This is a genomic window from Prevotella ihumii (assembly GCF_900155655.1).
Lineage (GTDB): Bacteria > Bacteroidota > Bacteroidia > Bacteroidales > Bacteroidaceae > Prevotella > Prevotella ihumii.
Genome location: NZ_LT706987.1, coordinates 1,865,994 through 1,888,851 on the forward strand (window position 1 = coordinate 1,865,994; position 22,858 = coordinate 1,888,851).

At 44.9% G+C, this 22,858-nt stretch carries 24 protein-coding genes; 10 read left to right on the plus strand and 14 right to left on the minus strand.

Features of this window, described 5'->3' with window-relative positions; translation table 11 throughout:
• Positions 1-10: 10 nt before the first annotated feature.
• A complete protein-coding gene (locus CZ367_RS08415) occupies positions 11-586 on the plus strand; it encodes a LutC/YkgG family protein (RefSeq protein WP_077196486.1) in 576 nt (191 codons plus the stop codon).
• A gap of 61 nt (positions 587-647) precedes the next feature.
• Entirely contained in the window at positions 648-1,082 is a 435-nt protein-coding gene (locus CZ367_RS08420; RefSeq protein WP_077196487.1) for a hypothetical protein, read from the plus strand.
• 170 nt (positions 1,083-1,252) lie between these two features.
• On the opposite strand, the gene CZ367_RS08425 is transcribed toward CZ367_RS08420, so the two are convergent.
• The 3 genes from CZ367_RS08425 to CZ367_RS08435 form a co-directional block, all read right to left on the minus strand.
• Positions 1,253-2,395, minus strand: a complete 1,143-nt coding sequence (locus tag CZ367_RS08425) for a cytochrome d ubiquinol oxidase subunit II (protein ID WP_077196488.1) — start codon at positions 2,393-2,395, stop codon at positions 1,253-1,255.
• The gene (locus CZ367_RS08430; RefSeq protein ID WP_077196489.1) at positions 2,392-3,927 is read right to left on the minus strand and encodes a cytochrome ubiquinol oxidase subunit I; all 1,536 of its coding nucleotides are present in this window, start codon (positions 3,925-3,927) and stop codon (positions 2,392-2,394) included. Before CZ367_RS08430 ends, CZ367_RS08425 begins: the two co-directional genes overlap by 4 nt.
• A 97-nt stretch (positions 3,928-4,024) precedes the next feature.
• Positions 4,025-4,243, minus strand: a complete 219-nt coding sequence (locus tag CZ367_RS08435) for a DUF4492 domain-containing protein (RefSeq protein WP_077197407.1) — start codon at positions 4,241-4,243, stop codon at positions 4,025-4,027.
• Between the two features lie 392 nt (positions 4,244-4,635).
• On the opposite strand from CZ367_RS08435, the gene CZ367_RS08445 reads away from it, so the two are divergent.
• The 5 genes from CZ367_RS08445 (at position 4,636) to CZ367_RS08465 (ending at position 10,670) form a co-directional block, all read left to right on the plus strand.
• A complete protein-coding gene (locus tag CZ367_RS08445; RefSeq protein WP_077197408.1) occupies positions 4,636-6,120 on the plus strand; it encodes a TolC family protein in 1,485 nt (494 codons plus the stop codon).
• Between the two features lie 114 nt (positions 6,121-6,234).
• On the plus strand, positions 6,235-7,221 hold the full coding sequence (locus CZ367_RS08450) for an HlyD family secretion protein (RefSeq protein WP_077196491.1): 987 nt from the start codon (positions 6,235-6,237) through the stop codon (positions 7,219-7,221).
• A 107-nt stretch (positions 7,222-7,328) separates the two neighbouring features.
• Entirely contained in the window at positions 7,329-8,492 is a 1,164-nt protein-coding gene (locus CZ367_RS08455; RefSeq protein ID WP_077196492.1) for an ABC transporter permease, read from the plus strand.
• Between the two features lie 119 nt (positions 8,493-8,611).
• Entirely contained in the window at positions 8,612-9,871 is a 1,260-nt protein-coding gene (locus CZ367_RS08460; protein ID WP_077196493.1) for an ABC transporter permease, read from the plus strand.
• 196 nt (positions 9,872-10,067) lie between these two features.
• Positions 10,068-10,670, plus strand: coding sequence for a DUF4738 domain-containing protein (locus tag CZ367_RS08465; protein WP_077196494.1), 603 nt, complete (start codon positions 10,068-10,070; stop codon positions 10,668-10,670).
• 490 nt (positions 10,671-11,160) lie between these two features.
• Here CZ367_RS08465 and CZ367_RS08470 read toward each other — a convergent pair whose 3' ends face one another.
• The 4 genes from CZ367_RS08470 to CZ367_RS15030 all read right to left on the minus strand — a co-directional run bounded on the left by CZ367_RS08470 (position 11,161) and on the right by CZ367_RS15030 (position 14,851).
• A complete protein-coding gene (locus CZ367_RS08470) occupies positions 11,161-14,127 on the minus strand; it encodes a thiol protease/hemagglutinin PrtT (protein WP_077196495.1) in 2,967 nt (988 codons plus the stop codon).
• 45 nt (positions 14,128-14,172) lie between these two features.
• On the minus strand, positions 14,173-14,325 hold the full coding sequence (locus CZ367_RS15470) for a hypothetical protein (protein ID WP_154669313.1): 153 nt from the start codon (positions 14,323-14,325) through the stop codon (positions 14,173-14,175).
• Between the two features lie 10 nt (positions 14,326-14,335).
• Complete coding sequence (locus CZ367_RS15475) at positions 14,336-14,527, minus strand: hypothetical protein (protein WP_154669314.1); 192 nt, start codon at positions 14,525-14,527, stop codon at positions 14,336-14,338.
• Positions 14,528-14,593: 66 nt separating this feature from the next.
• On the minus strand, positions 14,594-14,851 hold the full coding sequence (locus CZ367_RS15030; RefSeq protein WP_144005965.1) for a hypothetical protein: 258 nt from the start codon (positions 14,849-14,851) through the stop codon (positions 14,594-14,596).
• Positions 14,852-15,682: 831 nt separating this feature from the next.
• Here CZ367_RS15030 and CZ367_RS08485 point away from each other — a divergent pair.
• A complete protein-coding gene (locus CZ367_RS08485; protein ID WP_077196498.1) occupies positions 15,683-16,189 on the plus strand; it encodes a DMP19 family protein in 507 nt (168 codons plus the stop codon).
• The gene (gene smpB, locus CZ367_RS08490; RefSeq protein WP_077196499.1) at positions 16,186-16,665 is read left to right on the plus strand and encodes an SsrA-binding protein SmpB; all 480 of its coding nucleotides are present in this window, start codon (positions 16,186-16,188) and stop codon (positions 16,663-16,665) included. The genes CZ367_RS08485 and smpB overlap by 4 nt, the downstream gene beginning before the upstream one ends.
• Here the strand turns inward: smpB and CZ367_RS15910 are convergent.
• From CZ367_RS15910 to CZ367_RS08500, 3 genes are all read right to left on the minus strand, one after another.
• Complete coding sequence (locus CZ367_RS15910; protein WP_144005966.1) at positions 16,613-16,816, minus strand: hypothetical protein; 204 nt, start codon at positions 16,814-16,816, stop codon at positions 16,613-16,615. The genes smpB and CZ367_RS15910 overlap by 53 nt on opposite strands.
• Positions 16,817-16,889: 73 nt before the next feature.
• Positions 16,890-17,486 (minus strand): OmpH/Skp family outer membrane protein, encoded by a 597-nt coding sequence (locus tag CZ367_RS08495; RefSeq protein WP_077196500.1) that lies wholly within the window; start codon positions 17,484-17,486, stop codon positions 16,890-16,892.
• A 53-nt stretch (positions 17,487-17,539) separates the two neighbouring features.
• On the minus strand, positions 17,540-17,734 hold the full coding sequence (locus CZ367_RS08500; RefSeq protein ID WP_077196501.1) for a hypothetical protein: 195 nt from the start codon (positions 17,732-17,734) through the stop codon (positions 17,540-17,542).
• A 78-nt stretch (positions 17,735-17,812) separates the two neighbouring features.
• Between CZ367_RS08500 and CZ367_RS08505 the strand changes: the two genes are divergently transcribed.
• Positions 17,813-19,264: an aminoacyl-histidine dipeptidase gene (locus CZ367_RS08505; RefSeq protein WP_077196502.1), complete on the plus strand. Its 1,452-nt coding sequence runs from the start codon at positions 17,813-17,815 to the stop codon at positions 19,262-19,264.
• Between the two features lie 191 nt (positions 19,265-19,455).
• Here CZ367_RS08505 and tnpC read toward each other — a convergent pair whose 3' ends face one another.
• The 4 genes from tnpC to CZ367_RS08520 all read right to left on the minus strand — a co-directional run bounded on the left by tnpC (position 19,456) and on the right by CZ367_RS08520 (position 22,665).
• Complete coding sequence (gene tnpC / locus CZ367_RS08510; RefSeq protein WP_077196503.1) at positions 19,456-21,198, minus strand: IS66 family transposase; 1,743 nt, start codon at positions 21,196-21,198, stop codon at positions 19,456-19,458.
• Between the two features lie 63 nt (positions 21,199-21,261).
• Positions 21,262-21,606, minus strand: a complete 345-nt coding sequence (gene tnpB, locus CZ367_RS08515) for an IS66 family insertion sequence element accessory protein TnpB (RefSeq protein WP_077195478.1) — start codon at positions 21,604-21,606, stop codon at positions 21,262-21,264.
• 48 nt (positions 21,607-21,654) lie between these two features.
• Positions 21,655-21,777, minus strand: a complete 123-nt coding sequence (locus tag CZ367_RS16460) for a hypothetical protein (RefSeq protein ID WP_262500730.1) — start codon at positions 21,775-21,777, stop codon at positions 21,655-21,657.
• A gap of 72 nt (positions 21,778-21,849) precedes the next feature.
• Positions 21,850-22,665 carry a hypothetical protein gene (locus CZ367_RS08520; RefSeq protein ID WP_077196504.1) on the minus strand — a complete coding sequence of 272 codons (816 nt, stop codon included), beginning with the start codon at positions 22,663-22,665 and terminating at the stop codon, positions 21,850-21,852.
• Positions 22,666-22,858: the final 193 nt, after the last annotated feature.

A 22,858-nucleotide genomic window follows, 5' to 3' on the forward strand; every position in this document is an offset into this window, starting at 1 on the left:
GTAGCAAACAATGAAGAAAGAACAATTATTCGACAAACTGCGCCAAGGTGTTACCCGCCAGTTTGATATGCCCACCCAGCCCGTAGATGGCATTGTGTATCCCGATGTTGTACAACAGTTTATCGAGATGTCTAAAACCGTGGGTAGCAAGGTGATAGAAGCCAAAACCACCGATGACCTTAACCACATTATTCGCAATGCCTACCCCGAAGCAAAGGTATTTGCGTCAAGTGTGAAAGGCATCAAAGCCGACCTCAATCCCGACACCGTCAGCACCCCTGCTGAGCTAAATGGTACCGACGTAGGCATCGTTCAAGGCGAAATAGGTGTGGCAGAAAATGGCTGTATATGGGTGCCGCAGACGATGAAAGAGCGTGTGGTGTGTTTCATCTCCGAAGAGCTGGTAATACTTATCCAACGTCAGCACATTGTCAACAATATGCACGAAGCCTACAAGCGCATCGAAATGCCCGAAAAAGGTTATGGTGTATTCATCTCAGGACCGAGCAAAACAGCCGATATTGAGCAAGCCTTGGTGATGGGCGCACAGGCTGCCCGTGGCGTTACGGTGGTTATTGTAGGGTGAAACGTATGCACAGGAAAGTTTTTTTTTCGATTTGCAGTATAACATCTAAAAGTATGGCGATATGGCAAAAAACAATTTCTTAAAAGTTTTTGTTGTTATATCTTTTTCTGGCTTCATATCATGCGCTAATGGTAGTTCTAATGGTCAAGAAAATAACAATAGTGTAAGGACAAGAACATATTCTTCAAAAACTGAAGAAGCAAAAGCCTTGGCACTGCCTATAGATAAAGTCAGTAGCACGTCTAAAAAGATTAAGGATAGACGTGCAGCAGCTGTTATTCTTTCAAATTACGTGTCAATTAAAGATAGCTTATACGTATTAGAAATATCTAAAGAAGATGCACAGAAATTGGGAGTAGATACTGACCTGTATATGAGTGTTCTGCAAGAATTAAAGCGAACAAATAAAATGATAAAAGAAGCTCGACAACGAGGAGAAAACATTACATTACCCGATGTAAAAGAAGAACATAAAAAGTTTATGAACTCACATTAAGCCTGGTCGGACTTGTCGGACTGGTCGGACTGGTCGGACTTGTCTGACCCGTCCGACTTGTCTGACTGGTCTGACTTGTCCGACCAAGACAAAAATGCCAAATGGTGAGCTGTGAGCTACCATTTGGCATTTCTGTTTAATATTAAAAGGTTTTTACACCCTATTAAGGATTAGTAAGCGTGGTCGTCCTGTTCAAGCTCTTCGCTGTCCAACTTCTTTAGGTCGATGCTACGCCAAGCATAGCAGATGTAGGCAAAGACAAAAGGAATCGCTAATGAGGCATAGAACATAGCGTTGAGGGTAAACTCTGACGAACAGCTGTTCTGAAGGGTAAGCGAGCTTTGGAGGTCGGCAGTAGATGGGTAGTAAGCTGTGTTGTTGTAGCCTACGATGAGGAACAACACGATAACTACCAAGACAACACCAATACCTGCAGGCCAAATGCCCTTAATGTAGTCTTTCTGCAACAGTGTACGACCAATGCCAAAGAGCAACAATACCACACCGAGAAGCAATACCACGGCTAAGTACCACATATCCAAGAGGTTGTTGAGATACTTCATAGGTTCCATAACGATAGTGCCGTCGGCTGCCACTGCATAACCATCGCTGACCAAGGTACGCACAAAGAAAGTGAGGAAGAACACAAGGAACAACACGCTATTGATGAGCAACTGAGGACGAACACGTGAACGGATAGCCTCGTTTGCCACATTGTTATTAATATAGAGCGTGCCGAGCACACGTGCAAGGAATACCACAGCGATACCAAAAATTACGACCCAAGGGTTCAACAGCACATCGAGACCACGTGAAGCGTTAGCCCAATGAGAGATAACGGGTTGCATTTCGTTCACAATGTTGGCCTTCTCTACAATAAAGTTTGAACCTGTAAAGAAGGTTGCCACAGCTCCACCAATGAGCAACGGACCAATGATACCATTGATTATCAAGCAAGTTTGGAAGGTTTTCACACCCAACAAGTTGCCTGCCTTGTTCTGAAACTCGTAACTTACGGCTTGGATAATGAACGAGAAAAGAATAACCACCCACACCCAATAAGCACTACCGAAGCTGGTGCTATAAAACAAGGGGAACGATGCAAAGAACGCACCACCAAAGGTAACGAGTGTTGTGAAAGTAAATTCCCACTTGCGCCCTGTAGAATTAACCACCAATCGGCGTTCGATGTCCGACTTGCCCAATTGGAATATCATAGAGTTAGCACCCTGAACAAACATCAGGAACACCAACAAGGCTCCTAATACGGCGATGAGAAACCACCAGTAATGTTGCAAAAATTCGTATGTCATAGTTGTGGTCCTTTCTTTATTTGTTTACACATAATGCTGATTTCTACGCAAAGCATCGTGGTGAAGAGCACCAAGAAGAGGAAGAAGGTAAGGGCTATGTTGCTGCTTGAGAGGTCGCTCACGGCTGCCCACGTTGGCAACATATCTTGAATAGTCCAAGGCTGACGACCAAATTCGGCTACAAGCCATCCGCTTTCGCTGGCAATATAAGCCAAAGGAATGAGCGCAAAACCTACCCACTGCAACCAACGAGGTTGGGCAATGTCTTTCTTATAAACGAAGAAGAGAATAACGCCAAAGACAAGAATAAACAAGCTACCCAAGCCCACCATAATGCGGAAAGCCCAGAAATTGATACCAATAGGAGGTACGGTTTGGTCGGCATTCTTGATATAGCCATAACCGAAGTACTTCATATTGTCTTTCAGTATCGCCTTGTTTGCTTCGGTTTTTTCGCCTCCACGATAAGCCTTTAGTGCCTCGATGGCTTTCTTACCACGTTCCATCTTTTCGGTCAATGGAGGTTCTACCGTGCCATCGTCCTTGGTATAGCCCTCTATAATGTTCTTCACGCCAGGCACATAGCCGTGTATATCGCGTGTGGCAAGGAACGAAAGGACGTTAGGAATAGCTATTCGCATCGGTGGTTCAGCCTCGTTCATATAGTCGGGCTGCGAGAAAGGATTGACAAGGGCTACAGCTGTAAGTCCTTGATCTTTACCGCCTTCATAGAGCGCCTCCATTGCAGCAAGCTTCATAGGCTGATGCTGAGCTACAAGGTATGCAGAGGTGTCGCCTGTAAATGCAGCGAGCAACGATGCCACCAAACCTACGCTTGCACCAACCTTAAGACTCTGCTTAGCAAAGTCGATGTGGCGTTTGCGCAACAAGTACCAACAGCATATGCCTACACAGAAGGCTGCACCAAGAATCCACGACGAAGTAACGGTGTGAAAAAACTTGTTTACCGCCATCGGACTAAGGGCTACATCAAGGAACGATACCATTTCGTTGCGCATGGTGTTAGGATTAAATTCGCAACCGATAGGGTACTGCATCCACGCATTGGCTACCAAAATCCACCAAGCCGAGATGGTTGCGCCAAGACCCGTAAGCCAAGTAGACGCAAGATGGAAACCTGCCGAAACCTTCTTCCATCCGAAGAACATCACAGCTACGAACGTACTTTCCATAAAGAAAGCCACAACACCCTCGATGGCAAGCGGTGCACCAAAGATGTCGCCTACAAACCAAGAGTAGTTGCTCCAGTTGGTTCCAAACTCAAATTCGAGAATGATACCTGTGGCAACACCCATAGCAAAATTGATACCGAAAAGCATCTGCCAAAACTTAGCAGTGGTTTTCCAAAACTCTTTACGCGTGCGGTAATAGCACGTTTCCATAATGCCCATAATGACAGCCAAACCGAGCGTGAGTGGCACAAACAGCCAGTGATAAATGGCTGTAAGCGCAAACTGGGCACGCGACCAGTTGACTACATCGACATCAATGGATAACAATAAATTCTCCATAAAAAAAACTTGTATTGATTGTTAGAAAATGATTATACTGATTTTTTACTCGTCAAGGATTTATCCTAAACTTTATATTGACCGAAGTCGCTATTCCTTACTTCCTATTCAACATCTGCGTTCCCACAAATTCTGCCTCGTGCCCCTTCGTGGAATGGGTCTTGAGATAGTTAGGGAAGAAGAACAACTTTAAGACAAAAAACATAATAAACAGCTTGATAATAATCACTGCCCATAGGGTTTTGCCCAAGGTCATACTCCTGAATCCATCGTAATATAAATCGAAAGCTCGATACCAAAAACCTTGCTTGTTCACCATAAAATAATTTTTTGCGATTTGTACTAATTACAATTAGTGCTGCAAATTTAAATAAAATATTTGAAATTTGTCCTCTTTTACTCAAAAAATCGTATAAATCTATTAAATTAAGAAGAATAGAACAATATCATTTGGCAATGTTCGCAAAATCTTTTACTTTTGCATACAATTGTATAAAACGTGGACAACAGCTGTTCCACCTTATATATAAAAAAAGAAACAAGTGGGGCGAGGCAGCTAAAAAGCCAATCATTAGGCTTAGTCGAACAGAATTGCCCATCAAGCAAGACAGGGCTTTGCACGCAATTTAGAGCAAGCCGTTGCACTTGAAAAAACAACCAATTTGCTAAAAAAGCCCAAGCAAAACTCGCCCAATAACAATGTTTAAGATGAAGAAAACTTTTCTTTTTGCAATACTTATCACCATGGTTACTTGTGCTTGTGCGCAAGGCGCTATGTCGTTGGAACAATGTAGAGCATTGGCATTGCAAAACAACAGACAACTAAAAATTTCGAAGATGACAGCCGATGTGGCAGAAAATGTACACAAAGCTGCCAAAACCAAGTATCTGCCACGCATTACAGGTGTGGCAGGATACGAACACTTGTCGCGCGAGATGTCTATCCTAAACGATAAGCAGAAGGACGCTTTATCGAACATTGGTACAGACGCAGCAAAGAAGATTGGAGGAAATATAGAACAAAACATCACCTCGCTCGTGAGCCAAGGGCTTATTAGCGTGGAAGCAGCCCAACAGTTGGGCGAATTGCTCAACAACATCACCCTCCCACTATCGCAAGCAGGCAACAACATAGGCAACGAAATACGCAAATCGTTTCGAACCAACTCCAAAAATATGTATGCCGCTGGCATTATGGTAACCCAACCTATCTATATGGGAGGGGGCATAAAGGCTGCCAACGACATTGCAGCCATTGGCGAAAAGATGGCAGCTAACGACATTGAGATGAAACGCCAATTGGTGATCTTTGCCGTGGACAACGCTTATTGGCTTGCCGTATCGCTCAAAAAGAAGGAACGGTTGGCAATACAATATCGCGACCTTACCGACCATCTGCACGCCAACGTACTGAAAATGTACGACGCTGGAGTGGCAACAAAGGCTGACGGACTAAAGGTAGCCGTAGCCGTAAACACTGCCAACCTTACCATTGCCGAACTGCAAAATGGTATTTCGTTGGCAAAAATGGCTCTTTGCCAACTTTGCGGACTGCCCTTAGATGGCAGCATCACCCTTGATGATGAGGAAAAAGACGAGCTCACAGCCTTCCAACCCACCGATTCCAACCCTCAAGACACCGCCTTCAACGCCCGACCAGAGGTGCGACTGCTGCAAAACACTGTGGACATCACAATGCAAAACACCAAACTTATCCGTGCTTTGTATCGTCCCCACGTGGCTCTCACAGCAGGTTATACGGTAACAAATCCCAATACTTTCAACGGGTTCGAACAAAAGTTTAAAGACCTTTGGAGCATTGGCATTGCCGTACACGTGCCCATTTGGAATTGGGGAGAAAGCAAATACAAGGTGAGAGCTTCGCAAACAGCCACAGCCATAGCACGTATGGAACTGAGCGATGTGAGGAACAAAATACAATTGGAGGTGGAACAAAACAACTTCCGACTAAAGAACGCCAACGAACGATTGGCAACAGCAAAGAAGAATATGGAGTCGGCAGACGAAAATCTACGCATTGCCGACATCGGATTTAAGGAGGGCGTGATGACCGTAACCGACGTAATGACAGCCCAAACAGCGTGGTTGGCAGCCCAAACAGCCATCATTGATGCCGAAATAGCCGTGCGCACAGCTCACATAGGACTACAAAAGGCATTGGGAAAGATGTAAAACGAAGGTCGTCAACCCTACAGACGAGCGCCCCAAAAGCCCAAGAAGGAACGTTGCGGCACACACATAGGGGGATAAAATATTGATAAACAGAAGAAAAAAACAATACAATATATGTCAGCTAAATCACAGCACAACAACATCTTATTGGCACTATTAGGCTTCATAGCCGTAGTAGTGCTTGTAGCCGTTATAGGGTATTTCACCCTTGACAGGGAAGAAGAAGTAATACAAGGCGAAGTGGAGGTAAGCGAATATCGTGTGGCTTGCAAACTGCCAGGTCGTGTAACCGAGCTTCGTGTACAAGAAGGCGACTTTGTACGCAAGGGTGACGTGCTTGCCGTGCTCACCATTCCCGAAGCCAACGCCCAAGAAAAGGTGATGGAAGCCACTGCCACAGCTACCGAAGCATTGAGCGACTTAGCCGAAGCCCCTAACCGTAAGGAAATCATAACAACGGCTTATCAGGTGTATCAGCAAGCCCTTACAGCCAACGAGATAGCACAGAAAACGTATAGAAGACTAAATCGTCTGTACCAAGAGGGCGTTATTTCGGCACAAAAGCGCGACGAAGCCGAAGCAGCCATACAAACCACAACAGCGGGCGTAGAAGTGGCGCGCGCGCAATACGAATTGGCACAGAGTGGGGCACGCAAAGAATCGAAGCGTGCCGCACAGAAACAAGCCCAAGCAGCGCGCTCGGCAGTAGACGTGGTGAAGTCGGTATTGAAAGAAACCGTACAGCGTGCCACAGCCGATGGCGAGGTTTCGACCATCTACCCTAAGGAGGGCGAACTGGTAGGATTGGGCAGTCCGATAATGTCTATCGCAATGGTCAACGACATTTGGGCTACCTTCAACGTGCGTGAAGACCAACTGAAAGGGCTCAAGGTGGGCACAACCGTAAAAGCATACGTGCCTGCTTTCGAAAAAGAGATAGAACTAAGGGTTACATCGCTCAAAGACCAAGGCACATACGCTGTATGGAAAGCCACCAAAACCAATGGGCAGTACGACCTAAAGACGTTCCAAGTAAAGGCGAAACCGCTAAAGAAGGTAGAAGGGTTGCGCCCAGGTATGTCGCTCATTCTAAAGCTGTAAGGCGCAGCACATAGGCAAGAGGCAACCTACTGCACACGCCTCAAGAGCCTATAAACGATGCACTCAAAGCCCAATAATACCCCAAAGTAAAGAAAAAGAATAGATCTATGTTCCGACGCATTATAAACATAGCCGCCCGAGAGATGGGACAAATCGTCCGCACACCCATCTATTGGTTCTGTATGGTAATCTTTCCGATTGTCATCATTTTCTTTTTCACATCGCTATTGGAAGAGGGGCAGCCACACAACCTACCTTGTGGCGTGGTAGATGCCGATAACACAACTACCACACGTGCACTGATACGCACCTTAGACGCGTACCAAAGCACAGCCATTGTGGCACACTACCCCACAGAAACCGAAGCCCGCAAAGCCATACAGCGTAACGAGATATACGGTTTCTTGTACATTCCCAAAGGCACAACCCAACAATTGGTTTCCAAACGCCAACCCACCATCTCCTTATATTATAGTTCGGTGTCGTTGGCAGCAGGTTCTTTGCTCTTCAAAGACCTGAAAGTGGCGACCACACTTGCCTCAGCGGCTATGGGGTCGGCTAAGTTGCAGATGTTGGGCAAGACCGAACACGAGATAAAAGCCTTTCTCCAACCCATTGCCATTGATGCCCATACGATGGGCAATCCGTGGTTGAGCTACAACATCTACCTCAGTGCGATAATGATTCCAGGCATTTTGTTGCTCTTCATTCTCCTCATCACCGCCTATTCTATTGGTACAGAGCTGAAGTTTGGTCGCTCTAAAGAGTGGATGCAAATGGCAGGAAAGAACATTCATATTGCCCTTATAGGCAAGCTCTTACCCCAATTCCTTATCTTCTTCACCATCTTTGTGGGCTACGAGTGGTATGTGTATGGCTACTTAGCCTTCCCTCACCCTGGCGGTCTGCCCACTATGCTTTTCCTTGCTCTGCTCTCTGTGGTGTCGGCGCAAGGTTTTGGTGTGTTCTTCTTCGGACTGATGCCCTCATTGCGTATGTCTATGAGTCTCTGTTCGTTGTGGGGAATGATAGGTTTTTCGGTGTGTGGAGCAACCTACCCTGTGTTTGCGATGGATAAGATAATAGAAGCCTTGGCGCAACTCTTCCCCCTCCGCCATTATTTTATGATTTATCAAGCCTCCATCTTCAATGGTTATCCGCTTATCAATGTGTGGTGGAACGTGGTAGTCCTCGTGGCTTTCGCTGCCCTACCCATACTCACGGTGCGCAATATTCGCAAAGCTATGTTATCGTATGTCTATATCCCATAAATAGCAGCGTATCGCCCTCGTCCGCCCTGTCCGACCCGTCCGACCCTTCCGACAAGTCCGACAAGTCTGACCAGTCCGACCAGTCCGACCCCACCCAACTAAAAAGAAAAAAAACGCTTATGTTCAAGAGAATAAACCCCATAGACCTCATCACCTCCATCTTTTACATTTGGTGGTTGGAGATGAAAAACACTATCAAGGACGAAGGTGTACTCATCTTCTTCATTGTAGTGCCCTTGCTTTATCCCTTGCTCTATTCGTGGATTTACAACAACGAGGTAGTGCGCAATGTACCTGTGGTAGTGGTAGACAAGTCGCACACAGCCTCGTCACGCCAGTTTATCACCCAATTCGACGCCTCGCCCGATGTCCGCACAGCCTATTTTGCCAACAGTGTAGCCGAAGCCAAACAGATAGTGGAAGCACAGAAGGCCAACGGCATACTCTATTTTCCCGAAGATTACGAACGCTCGCTCTATCGTGGCGAACAAGCACACGTCAGCATATTTTGCGACATGAGTCTGATGCTCACCTACAAAGCCATTTACCAAACGGCAATGCTCACATCGCTCAACCTCAATAAAAACATTCAAAAACCCAAAAGCTTTAGTTTTACCCAACGAGATGAGGAACTCAACACCGAACCCATTCACGTTGAAGAGCACGCCATATTCAACACCACGGGGGGATACGGCAATGCTATTCTGCCAGGCGTACTTATCCTCATCATTCAGCAAACCCTCTTGCTCGGTATAGGTTTGTCGGCAGGTACAGCTCGCGAAAACAATCGCTATCAAGACCTTGTACCTATATCCAAACACTACAATGGCATACTGAAAATAGTACTCGGCAAGTCGATGTGCTACTTTATGATTTATTGTGTCATCACGGCTTACATCACCCTTGCCGTGCCTCGCATCTACAGTTTCACCTCCTTTGTGCACCCTACCGACCTCATTGCCTTAATGGTGCCTTATCTGCTTGCCGTTATCTTCTTCGGAATGACCCTCTCGTGCCTTGTGCGCTATCGTGAGAACATCATTCTTTTGGTCGTGTTCACCTCCGTCCCCTTCCTCTTCCTCACAGGACTAAGTTGGCCTCAAAGCAATATTTCAGGCATTTGGCAAGGCTTTTCGTGGCTCATTCCCAGCACCTTTGGTGTGCGTGGCTTTCTCCGCATTTCATCTATGGGCGCATCACTTCCCGACATCGAGCCCGAATACCAAGCGCTGTGGATACAAACCATCGTCTATTTTATCATTACCTGCCTTGTGTATCGCTATCAGATAATCAATGCACGCAAACACGCCATAGCACACATCAACGGCATACAAGAAAAAATACGCAACGAAAGACAAAAGCGATTAGCGGAATCTTAAGGCTTGGCAGGATTTGCGGACTTGTCAGACCCGTCCGACCCGTCCGACCCGTCCGACCCGTCTGACAAGTCTGACCCGTCTGACAAGTCCGACCAGTCCGACCAGTCCGCCCCCCCCCAAAAAAAAACAATTTCCCCCTACTTTTTGTTTCCTAAAAGAAAAATCATTACTTTTGCAACATCAATATTTATAGTATATGAAACAAAAAATACGCCCTATACTCCTTATCTTTCTTTTCTGCCTCGGTATTACATCGTGCAAGAAAGAAAAGAAAACAGACACCATCATCACAAAGATTACCCCAAAACCCAAAATATCGAACAAGCCACAACAGCAAACCGACTTTAAATATCACAAGGTGGTGGAATGGATTGGCAACAAGTACACCATATTTATAGAACGTCGTGCCGACAAGTCGCTCCCAATGGTAAAAGATGCCGACGGTCGCAAATACTACGACAATAAGATGTACCTCAAAATAGTGCGTGCCGATGGTTCGGAGTTTTTCGCACGCACATTCACCAAGGACGATTTCCGTGCTTACACCAACAACGACTATGGACGCAATGGCGCCCTCATCGGCTTTATGTTTGATAAGGTGGAAGGCAATGCCCTCCGCTTTGGCGCAAGTGTAGGCTCGCCCGACCCTAATAGCGACGAGTTTATCCCCATTGATGTGGTTATCAACAACTTTGGACACTTTAGCGTAAGCACCCCCGAAGCCTTAGACACCATAGACGACAATCAGCCTAAGCCGAAGAAAGATATGATAGAGTCGGCAGAGGAGGACGGAATGTAAAAATCTCCCCCCAACCCCTCCGTTAGGATTACTCTTTATACACATCTCTGTTTAACCCAAATTTCGTTCCTTCTATTAAACCCAAATCGGTCATTAGCCCGCAAAGGCTTTTTAAAGCGTTTAGCTGTTCTTTTCGCAATATTTTTGTTAAACAGAGATGTGTATAAAGCGTAGCCGTTAGGAGGGGATCACGTATTTGCTGTGGTTTGCAGCAGGTTGTTTTGTCGGACAGGTCCGACCAGTCCGACCAGTCCGACTTGTCCGAAAAAACCCTTTGCGAGCTAATGACCGATTTGGGTTAAAGGGAGAGTTAAAGGAATAAGGGCTATACCTTGCGGCATAGCCCTTATCTGATGGGGTTGGTTTTATGCGAGTTATAAAACTCTTAACGTTGTTGTAAGACTTTTTTACGTTGTTGTAAGACTTTTTTTTACGTTGTTGTAAGACTTTTTTTTACGTTGTTATAAAAACCATTTGCGTTCTTATTTGTTTACTTCAAAACCACCTTCTTACTTACTGTGCCTTCAGCAGTGGTAAGGCGTACTACATAGATGCCATCGTTGAGGTTGAGCACAAGGTTGGTAGCCATAGGCTTTGTGCCATATACCTTAGCACCTGCGAGGGTGTAGATGTCTATGTGGCGAATGTCGTTGAGGTTGTCGAAGTGGAGGGTCTTGCCGTCAAGGCTGAATGTTGCAGCGTTGGCAGTAGTGTTAACTTCCTCAATACCTGTAGGTTCGCCAAGTGTAACTTCTATGATGCCCTTGCCTGCTACAGCTTTGTAGTTTTTGCCGTCAGCGTATTCGACGTAGAGGAGGTATTTGCCAGGTGCAGTTGTTTCTTTTGGTTTGATAGCGAAGGTTTCTGTAAGTCTCTGACCTGCTGTGAGGGTCTTGCCAAACCACATTTTAACAAATTCGCCATTTTTACGTGTTGCAGGAACGAGGCGCAAGCCGAGCTTAATGTTCTTGACGTCTTTGACAGCCTTGAGTGTGAGCTTTGTACCTTTGTACCTTACCCCAGGTTTCATCACAGGATTGGTTACAGAGAGTTCTTCGCAAACCAAAGGAATGTCGGTATTCTCCTTGATTTCTACGATACATTCTTCGCCAAGGTTTTCCATTGCTACTTCAGTGTTGTTGTTGATGTAGTAAGGAAGGAGGCGATACTTGCCAGGTGCAAGGTTGACACGTACGTTGTAGAAATTGGTGATAAATTCTTTCATCTTGAATTGTCTATCCATTTGGATAAAGTTGATTATCTCCTTGGTTTCTACGTTTTCAGCCTTGAGCAATAGACCTGTTGTCCCTGCAAGACCATAGTTGCGAATAGGTTGGCTGATGACAATCATTTCGCCTTGTTTCACTTCCTTCTTGCCTGTGATTTCTAAGTAAGCAAAGTTGCCCAACTGGCGAATGATAGGTGAGGTAGCTTCGCCCAATACTTCGAGTACGGTTTCTCCTACCTTTTCATCGTTGAATGGTTGTGCGAGGAAGTTGTCTGTCTTGTATTCCTTTGTCTTCGAGTTGCGAGTTACATCACGGTCGTAAGCCTTCACCTTGTACTTGCCTTGTGGCATTTCTGCAGGAAGGTCGCAAAGGATAAAGAATTCTTTTTCGCTATTGTCGTACACTTGGTTGGTCTTGAAGTCGTCCTCGTGCACATAGTACACCTTTGATGGGTCGTCCACCGATGTAAATTTGAGCCATACGTGCTGTACGTAGTAGTCTTGGCTGTTGTTCTTGATGTGTATCTTGAACAGTCCGCTACCCTTTGCGTAGAGTGGTCCGTCGGTAGTAATTTTGCTAAGCAATGTTACGTCAGGTGTTGGTTGGTGCTGCTTTATCTTGGTTATCTTGTGGTTCACAACAGTAGCTTCGCCATAATTAGGGAGGTTCTTTGATGTGCGTACAATTTGCCATTCGGTGTCGCCTGTGGCCTTTGCTGCAAACATCACCTTGTAGTCTGAACCATCTGCAGCGTGTGGCACGTCAGATGGGGCACCCTTTACAAAGACGAGTGGCATATCTATTTTCATATTTTGGTCTACCCCTTTGAGTTTCAAAGGTTGCTTCTTCAATATGTCTACAATGTTGTTGTTCTTGTCTACAAGCACACTTGCTAATTCGCCGTTAAAGTCGTATGCCTCGTTGTATTTTAAGGTTGTCATACAGTCTACTATCTTTTTGTAATCGAAGTAGTTAGCCACGCTGCGTGTCATACAATAGAGTGGGTAGACATACTTTGGCGAGGTAGCAGTTGGACGCTGAATACCTGTTATGATTTCTTGTTGTAGGTTGTATCCACCACCATTAGCACCGATGCCAAGGTCTTGAGGGTTGAGCGCACTTACATTGAAGTAGCCGTTGCTCCTGCCATACCAACCCCAGTTGATGTGTACATAGTCTTTATCATCGTAACCGTCGCATACAAAGGCGTGTCCACCCAATCCGTCTTCGTTAGATGCGCTGTAGAACACTGGGCGATGAGCGTCCAATTCGGCTTTGATGAGTTTCATCCACTCTGGCGTGGTGTAGTAGTCGCGAGCGATGTAGTTGATACCCTTATCGTATCCAAAATATTCGATGAGTGCTTTTCTAACGAATTGAGATAGAGTGCCGCTGCCCTTGTTGTCGAACGACATATAAACCGATGTTGCCACGTTCTGGCTTAGGGTTGCCACTTGCTTGTTTTGTTCCTTGTCAGCATTGTTTTGCTCCATATATTGAGGCATCTTGCTCCAATCGTAGTGTGATGCGCTGAAGTCTACAGTGATAGGATTGCCAAGTCCTATATCCTTTCCGTCTCGGCTCATCTTTGGTTTGTAGGTCAGTGTACCCTTACCTTGTTCAGGATATTGGTGGAAGCGCATTATCTGTGCCATTGCGGTAGCCACACAGCCTACGTAGTAGTTGCGAGTAATGGTTTGGGTCTTGCCTGTGTGGTCTTTCTCTACCATTGTGTAGGTAGGAAACTGTGTGTTGAATGGAGCGTCCTGTCCCCACTGTATATTGCCCAAGAGTGGTGCTACAACCACCTTGCCCTGTGTTGGGTAAGCATCTTCTTTTGGTCCTGTGGGAGCTTTCTTTGCTGCGTTTTCTACTGCACGTGCAAACATCTTAAACATAGCTACAACGTTGGCAGGTGCACCTTCGAGGCTGAACGAGCCTTTGTCGCTGTAACCTAATACTTGGCCTACAGCGTCATCGCCCGAAACAATAACGAATCCGCCATTGTTTTCAGCGTTATAAACATAAAATGGTGCAAAGTCAGGTGTAGTGTTTTGCGCCATAAACTTTTTGGGCATCGCTGCAAAATGAGCCTTTATGCCACGATGAGCTTTTGTTGCTAAGAATTGCTGAGCAATCTGTTGTGCTTGCGATTTAGATACTTTGTCGGCGTAGATGTGTCCCGACATCATAGCACATAGCAGCAAAAGGGATACTGATTTCTTCATAGTGTGCTTATTAAATTTGAATAATAGGTTTTATTTCATTCAATCTCAATTCTGTAGGTGATTTCTCCGATTGTTAAATGTGTTTTTGAGGTCTATGCGATAGGTGATGTCTATGCGATAGGTGATGTCTATGCGATAGGTGATGTCTATGCGATAGATGGGTTTGGTATTACAGATGAGTTCAGATTTAGACCGCAAATATAGTATATTATTGCTGAATGGAGGTTATGTTATGTGATTTTTTCTTAGAATTAATGTTTTTTAATAGTTTAAGTATTGGGGTAGGAGGTGCTGTGGTTTTGTCTGACCAGTCCGACCCGTCCGACCCGTCCGACAGGTCTGACCAGTCTGACCAGTCCGACCAGTCTGACCAGTCCGACAGGTCCGACCAGTCCGACAACCCCCAAAAGCCCTCCCCTGAGCCCAGCAGTGGAGGACTTGATTTGTTGGTTTTTAAAAGCCTTGATTACTTTCCAAAGAGGAATTTATCTAATTTTTCTGTTGCAGCATCTACGATATTGAGCATTGTCTCAAAAATGCTGTTTACGCTTTTTACTTCTCTTTCCTCTATATTACTTGCGTTATACTTCTTCTTCTTACAATCCATATCGATTGTAACTACGCTTGAGTAGGGCGATGCCGAAATAATCATTCGTCCTTTAGACGTTTTGTTTCTAAGTTTTACCATAGGGCTTTCTAATTTTGTTTTTGTGTCGTTGTTCATTTCTTTTTCACCATTCGCACTCGATAAGTCTATCCTTTATACATCTTAGGTATTCAAGGCTGAGGCCTTGTATTTTGTAATACGCTCTACGCTTGTATATTTATGTACTTACGTGTTTTAGCTTTGAATTTACAATACAAATATAAGTTGTTTTTTCAGAAATATGCTATTCTAAGTGAGGTTTTAGCATAAAATTAATATAATTTTAGATTTTAGAGCGCATAATTGCATAAGTATTTGTTTTTATATCAAAATTGGTTGATTTCGGATTGAAACTCAAGAAATGCAAATTTGCATATTTGCGAACAAAAAGGCGAAAGGTTGGAAAATATTTTTTCGAATGTAAGTTTTCTTTATGTATAAATAAAACGTGTTTATGCAGAAGTAAGACTAATTTATACATAAAAAAGAAAGCGATGACCTTCTCAGGTGACCGCCTCAAATCTTCAATAGGTATTAGCCATTTAAGGTAAAAAGATTGTTTTCAGGATAACGATTGCAAAGATAAGCACTTTTTCTGTATCTTCCAAATGTTTTTCCTTACTTTTTGTCACTTTATTTGCTGTGTACGATAACAGCGTGCAATTATTTTTCCAAGCTTTTCTTTGCTTATTTTTACTTTTTAGGTTGAGGCTGTTATTCTTTGTTCCTATCGGGCTAACGACCGATTTGGGTTTATGTTTTTGTATCTCGTTGTGCAAATGTACAACTTAATTTTTCAATTTATTTCTACAATTCATTTTTTTTACTTAACTTTGTCAATCCATACCCCCTCTTTATAAGCATTATAGCACGAAGGAAGGGGGCAGCAGTTTTTTATATCGCATTACAATGATAGAAGTAAAAGTAAAAGAAGAGAAAGTGCGCACGGCAGCCAATACAGATATGGACGCCTTTGTGCAAGTATTTGTAGATGCCATTCACGAAGCCATAGGCGGACAGCTTACCAATGAGAACCTTGGCGCGCTATCGCCCGACCAGATTACGCTCCTTGGGTGGAGCTATCTGCACACCGAGGTGATGGACGGAGGCTATGTGCAGCTCATTCACAACGGCTACGGAGCTTTCTTTTTCAAAAATCCCTTCGCTGTGGCAATGCGCAATTGGGGGCTTACAGACCTCTATTCGCACATTCGTAAGGCGAAGCGATACTACGAGAAATATCGTAATGAGATAGAGTGTGAGATGTCGGACGACGACTTTATGGCACTGTACGAGCAAATGCCAGAGTTTGACGAATTGGACGATGATTTTATCGTAAACGAAGAACAATGGATGGCAAAGGTAGCCGAATACGTTGACGACCATATTGAAGATTTTGTAGTGATAGAACAATGAATAAGGACGAAATAGCGTTGAGAAAGAAGTCGCCTGTGCAGATACGCAATAAGAAGGCTTCGTTCGAATATTTTTTTGTAGATACCTACACGGCAGGCATCGTACTTACGGGTACTGAAATCAAGTCGATACGTGCAGGAAAAGCCTCGTTGGTAGACTCGTTTTGCTTTATCAACAAGGGCGAAATGTGGCTACAGGGTATGAATATATCGCCTTATTTCTATGGTTCGTACAGCAATCACGAGGCAAAGCGTACCCGCAAGTTGTTATTGAGCAAGCGCGAGATACGCCGATTGGAAGAAGACGCCAAGTCGCCAGGCTACACCATCGTGCCCACCCTTGTTTTTATAGACCAGAACGGTAGAGCCAAGGTAGACATAGCCTTGTGTCGTGGTAAGAAGGAGTACGACAAACGCGAAACACTCAAGGCAAAGGAAGACCGCCGAGAGATGGACCGAGCGCTGAAACGCTATTAACCCCGTCCGACTTGTCCGACCAGTCCGACTTGTCCGACTTGTCTGACCCGTCTGACCAGTCTGACCAGTCCGACCAGTCCGACCAATCCCCCCATATTGGGCAGATGCAAAAAAAAAGAAGACAAGACTCACGTCTTATCTTCTCTCTCAATAACTCACGGGGCCGCTGCCCCACATTTCAATCTTTTAACTGATTCCTTTTTATTATTAACTTATGTCTTCTATTATTTCTTCATACCTTTGTAAGCCTTGTTCATTCCCTTTACTACCTCGTTGGTAATGTTGCAAGCTGGGTCAGCATAGAGAATGTTGTCGCCGCTCTTAGCAAGAATCATCACATACTTGTTGTCCTTGTTGAACTCTTTCAAGTAGTTGTGAACGCTGTCAGACAAAGCTTTGTTGTATTTAGCCACCTCTGCTTGATACTCGTTGCCAAGTCGTTGTTGCAATGCGTCAGCATCAGCAGCCTGCTTTTGTATGCCTGCTTGTATCTGCTGAGCCTGTTCCTGGGTGTACTTGTTGGCTTGAATATTCTGTTGGAAGTTGGCTGCAGCTGCCTGAATAGACTTCTGTTTGCCTGCCAATGTCTTCTGAATATTGCTTTCTTTAGCCTGCATTATCTTTGTCACCTCTTTCCAATAGGTGTATTGGCTCATAATCGAGTCAATCTCTACGTATGCCACTTTCTTGCTGTCCGATGATGCAGCAGTGGTAGCTGTTGCCTTGGTTGGTGCTGTGTCGTTAGCCTTTGGCTGGTTGTTGCACGCTGCAAAACTCATAGCAATGGCTGCAATAGCCAATGTTCCGAAAATCTTTTTCATATTTTTATTTTGTCGTTTTTAATTCTTATGTTTCTCCGCCACCTTATTATATATTAATAAGCGCGGTTTTGTGCTCGTGCTTCCTTGTCTTGGTCTATCACGCAATGAATACCTTTCTTTCGCAAGTATTCGCTGTCGTGAATGTGCTGCGACTTAAAAGAAGCCCCTTTCTGCAGAATGACTCTTACAGAGAGCAAGACCACTGCAATAGCAATTATTAACACACTGAGCAATAATGTTTGTATCATTTTTATTAACTTTGCAATGTAAATACCTTTGCAAAGGTAACATAAATCGAAGGAATAAAAAAGAAAATACTATTAAAAATGGCAAACATTGAATTAAAACCTGCTTGTGTATTCGAGCAGTTCGCTAAAATCAATCAAATTCCACGTCCTTCCAAGCACGAAGAGAAGATGATTGAGTTCCTCGTAGCGTTTGGCAAGAGCCACAACTTGGACACTAAAGTTGACAAAACTGGTAACGTTCTCATTACCAAGCCTGCAACAAAGGGTATGGAAAACGTGCCTACCGTAATTCTTCAGAGCCACATCGATATGGTGTGCGACAAGTTGGTGGACGTTAAGTTCGATTTCCACAAAGACCCTATCCAGACTTACATCGACGGCGAATGGCTCACAGCTAAAGGCACAACCCTCGGCGCTGACGACGGTATAGGTGTGGCATACGAGTTGGCAATTCTCGAAGCAACCGACATTGAGCACGGCAAGATAGAATGTTTGTTCACCGTAGACGAAGAAACAGGTCTTACAGGTGCGTTTGGCTTGGAGCCAGGGTGGATGACAGGTAAGTATCTCATCAATATAGACTCTGAAGACGAGGGGCAAATCTTTGTAAGTTGTGCAGGTGGTATCACTACCGACAGCGTATTCCGTTACAAGCGCGAAGAAGCTCCAGCAGGCTACTTCTTTATGGAAGCAAGCGTGAAGGGCTTTACAGGTGGCCACTCTGGCGACGACATCAACAAGAAGCGTGCCAATGCAATAAAGGTGCTCGGTCGTTTCCTCTATATGGAGCAAAGCAAGATGGACTTGCGCATAGCTCATTGGAACTCAGGCAAGATGGATAACGCTATTCCTCGCGATGGTAAGGTGGTATTTGCGGTACCTGCCGATAAGAAGGAAGAAGTGATGGCAGACTGGAACATCTATACCAAGGGTGTAGAAGAAGAGTATCACGTGTCAGACCCTAACGCTGTTTGGGGAATGGAAAGCACCGATGCTTGCCCTGTGGTAGAGAAGGAAGTGGCTTGCCGATTGGTTATGGCTATTCAGGCGGTAGACAATGGTCCGTTGGCCAACTGCCAAGACGAGGCTTTGGCTTATATGGTGGAAACATCAAGCAATGTGGCTGTGGTTTGCACCGAGGACGAGGCTATCACCGTAGTAGCATCTCAACGTTCTAACGTTTCAAGCGCGCTCACCAATATAGCAAACACCATCAAGGCTTGTTTCGAACTTGCAGGTGCAGAGGTTTGTCAGCACGACCAATACCCAGGTTGGAAGATGAACCCAAATTCTAAACTCGTAGCTGTTGCCGTGGAAGAATACAAGAAGCTCTTCGGTAAAGAACCTGAAGTATTGGGTATTCACGCAGGTTTGGAATGTGGATTGATTTCAGAGAAATATCCTAAAGTAGATATGATGAGCTTCGGTCCTACACTCCGCTTTGTTCACACTCCAGAGGAGCGACTCCTTATCCCAACCGCTCAGATGGTATGGGATCACTTGCTCGCTATCTTGAAGAATATCAAGTAATTACCCCCGAAAACATACTCATAAAACAAAGGGTGTACCCATCGTGGGTGCACCCTTTTTCTTTGCCTCCTTTGTTGTTTTATTGGGTTAAACCCAAATCGGTCGTCGGACCAGTGTAAGCATCCAATATTAGCCGCCTTTCACACCAACAAATAACCCTTATATGTCTGGCAGCATATAAGGGTTATTTGTTATTTGAAGTTTGAAGGTAGCATTTTCGTGAGTTCCTCCTCCGTCATGTCGAGCAGGGGCCTTGAAAGAACTTCCTTCATCCATTTGTATGGCTCTATGTCTGCTTCCCTGCAACACGCCATAAAGGTATAGAAGACGGCGTTGTTCTCTGCTCCCTCATTGTTACCACAGAACAGGTAGTTCTTTCTTCCAAGCGTGATGGGCCTGATGGCCTGTTCCATGAGGTTGTTGTCTATGTTGAAGCGTCCGTCCTGCACATACCTGCCAATGCGTATCCATACGGCGAAGGCATAACGCAGTGCCTTCTCCATAGCTTCGCCTGGGGTGTACTGTTTGTGTACATCCAACATATAGGTCTCCAAATACTTAAGAATAGGGTAAGCTTTAGCCTTTCGTTCTGTTTCCACTTCCTCGGGTGGTGCTTTCTTGTGTTTGAGGTTTTCCTCCAACTCATAAAGCGTGGCTATCGTTTCGATGATATGGGCGGCGTTCTTATCGTCAGCCGCCAGATGTTCGAACTTACGTCTCACGTGTGCCATACATCCTAACAGCACGATGCCCTGAACGTTCTCAAACCTGCTGTAGACCTCATACCCATCAGACTGTATGGCACCCTGGTAGCCCTTGAAGAGCTCATCTGCCACAGCGCCCGACCGCGACCCGTCCTTCCAATGGAAGAACACTCCCTGGGAGTGCATGGCGTCACGCACGCCCCACAGGTATCCCTTGCGCGTCTTTCCCTTGCGGTCGGCAACCTGTACGCTGGTCTCGTCAACTTGAAGATAAGGACTTTGCAGGATCTGTCTTACTTGAAGTTTGTAAAGTGGATAAAGTGCATCGGCGGCATCGTGAACCCAGCTGTTGACGGTTGAGGTGGGGAGGTTCACGCCCAGTTCCTTCCATCTTTCACATTGCCTATACTCGGGCTGGTGATAGGCGAACTTGGCGGTGATGATCTCGGCGAGCAGGGAAGCGTCGGCAAAACAATCCACCGCTTGCTTTTTCAAGGGGGCTTCCAGGATGTCGACCTTCGCATCCGTTGGCCGGGCTTCCTTCAGGCGGCAGATGACACGATCTTCTACCCTGACATAAAAGGATGAGGGACGCAGACACAGATGCTCACTTCTGTCATGTCCGATGATGACCATGCGCTCAGCGTCATAACCCTCTGGATATATCTCCGTCACCTGTCGCTCTATATTCTCGGGAACATAGGAGGCGTAGGCCCTACCCTTTCTGGAAGGACGGCTCACACGGCGTGATGACCTGCGTTGCCCGGCCTGCTGTTTTATCTCCTTGATGATGGGAAGGGCTTCCACCTGAGCCAGGGAACCCTCTTTGGCCCACTGTTCGTCAAAAAGCGTACCCGCCCAGCCACTTGCACTCTCAGGCAGGCGTTTCTCGCTGCGCCTGCCAAATACCATACGCTCAAGTTCAAGAATGCGACGGGACTTTCGTTCCAGCTCAGCATCCTTAATCTTAAGCTCAGCATCCTTATCCTTGAGCTCAGCATCCTTATCCTTGAGCTCAGCATCCTTATCCTTGAGCTCAGCATCCTTATCCTTGAGCTCAGCCTCCTTATCCTTGAGTTGAGTATCCTTGTTCTTAAGCTCAGCATCCTTGTTCTTGAGTTGAGTATCCTTGTTCTTAAGCTCAGCATCCCTTTGCTCAAGAAGTTTAACAACAGCTTCCCGAGTGAGAGAATGGTAGTCAGATGTCATTGTGCAATAAGGCATATCCATCACATTATCAGTTCTTTATACGATGTAAAATTACAAAAAATATCTGACACTGGCAAGAAAATACTAAGATTTATTGTATCTTTTTCTTCGGTAGCAATTAGGATTTATACCTTCAATATAGAGTACCAATTCGTCCCAGCGAAGTTCATAAAATCCAGCTCTCGCCCGTATGATTTTAGGACTTAGGCAACCCTGTGCCATCTGTTTATGATACACGACAAAACCACAGCGTTCCCAGTGCAGCAATTTAATTCGGTTACGGGCTCGATTGTAGAAAACGTAGACAACACCATCAGAAGGATTGAAGTCATTGCTGCGTACCAATTGGGACAGGCGAAGAATACCCTGACGCATGTCCACAGGAGTGCAACAAACCCGAAAAACATTTGTTTCATTGAGTACAAACATAAGTTTTTCGGGCAAAGGTAGTAAAGCAAGAATGTTACACAAAGGCGGCTAATATTGGATGCTTACGGACCAGTCAGACGGGTCGGACTTGTCGGACGGGTCGGACTTGTCGGACTTGTCGGACTTGTCGGACGGGTCGGACTTGGCGGAGGGAGACAAAAAAAGACACACCCCACAATGTGAGATGTGTCTTATTTTAATCAGCTGTATTAGCTGTTTGTTTGTGTGTATCGGGGAAGAAAATTACTTACCGATAATCTTTGTTGCCTTCTGTGCACCATTGCTGTATTCTACCTTTTGGATAGAAACGCCGTTAGCTGGCTTAGCAATCTGACGACCAGAGAGGTCGAAGTACTTAACGCCTACAACTTCGTTATTGGTATCAGCCTGAACGCCTTGGATAGCTGCAGCTGTAACTGCCTGTGTAGCTTCTTCGTCGTATTCGTAAACTGTTTGAAATTCAAAATAACCAAGGACACCAGGCTTGCTCATTAGACTAACAGCCAAGATTCTTACGTTATCTTTATCATGTGAAGTTTCAAGCAGGGCGAGTGAATTACCGTCAAGTTCATAAGAAAACTCTGTATCGTCTTCATCAATAACATAACCTTCCTTACCTTCGTCGTTGGTACCTACCTTGGCGATACAAGCCATAACACCCTCTGCAGGACCTTTATCGTCAGCATCCCACCAAATAATACATTGCTGTGTAGGGAATGTAAGTTTATTTCCATTCTTGGTACCTTTTATCCAATAACTAGATCCCACAGTAGATACACAGTTCTTCATATAAACGTCTGTTCCGTTAGGATCGATAACTACTTGACGGTCTAAATCTTTACGAGATTCCAATTTGAGACCACCCAGCTTTGTACAATCGACTGGGACCAGTTTCTTTGCTTTCGAATCGAAATAAACCCATGTGCCTGCTACTGGACGATAGAGCTTTAATTCGCCTGCTGGTTTTTCTTTGATAAGACCTTCTGGTTTTTCAACATCTTGTGCCATTGCACCGAGGCTGAACACTACTGCGAGTGCTGCGAGTAAAGTTTTTTTCATAATTGATAATATTTAAGTTTAAATTTTAGGTAGATTGTCTACCGTTATGACTATTTTCAGTATTTTAGGTTAGGTTTATCTTTCGATAACCTATGATTTTGTTACTTTATTAAGTAAAATTGTTGTTGGTTGCAAATATATAAAATATTTTTTAAACAGAAAACTTTTTCTTTAATTATTTTAAAAAAAAAGA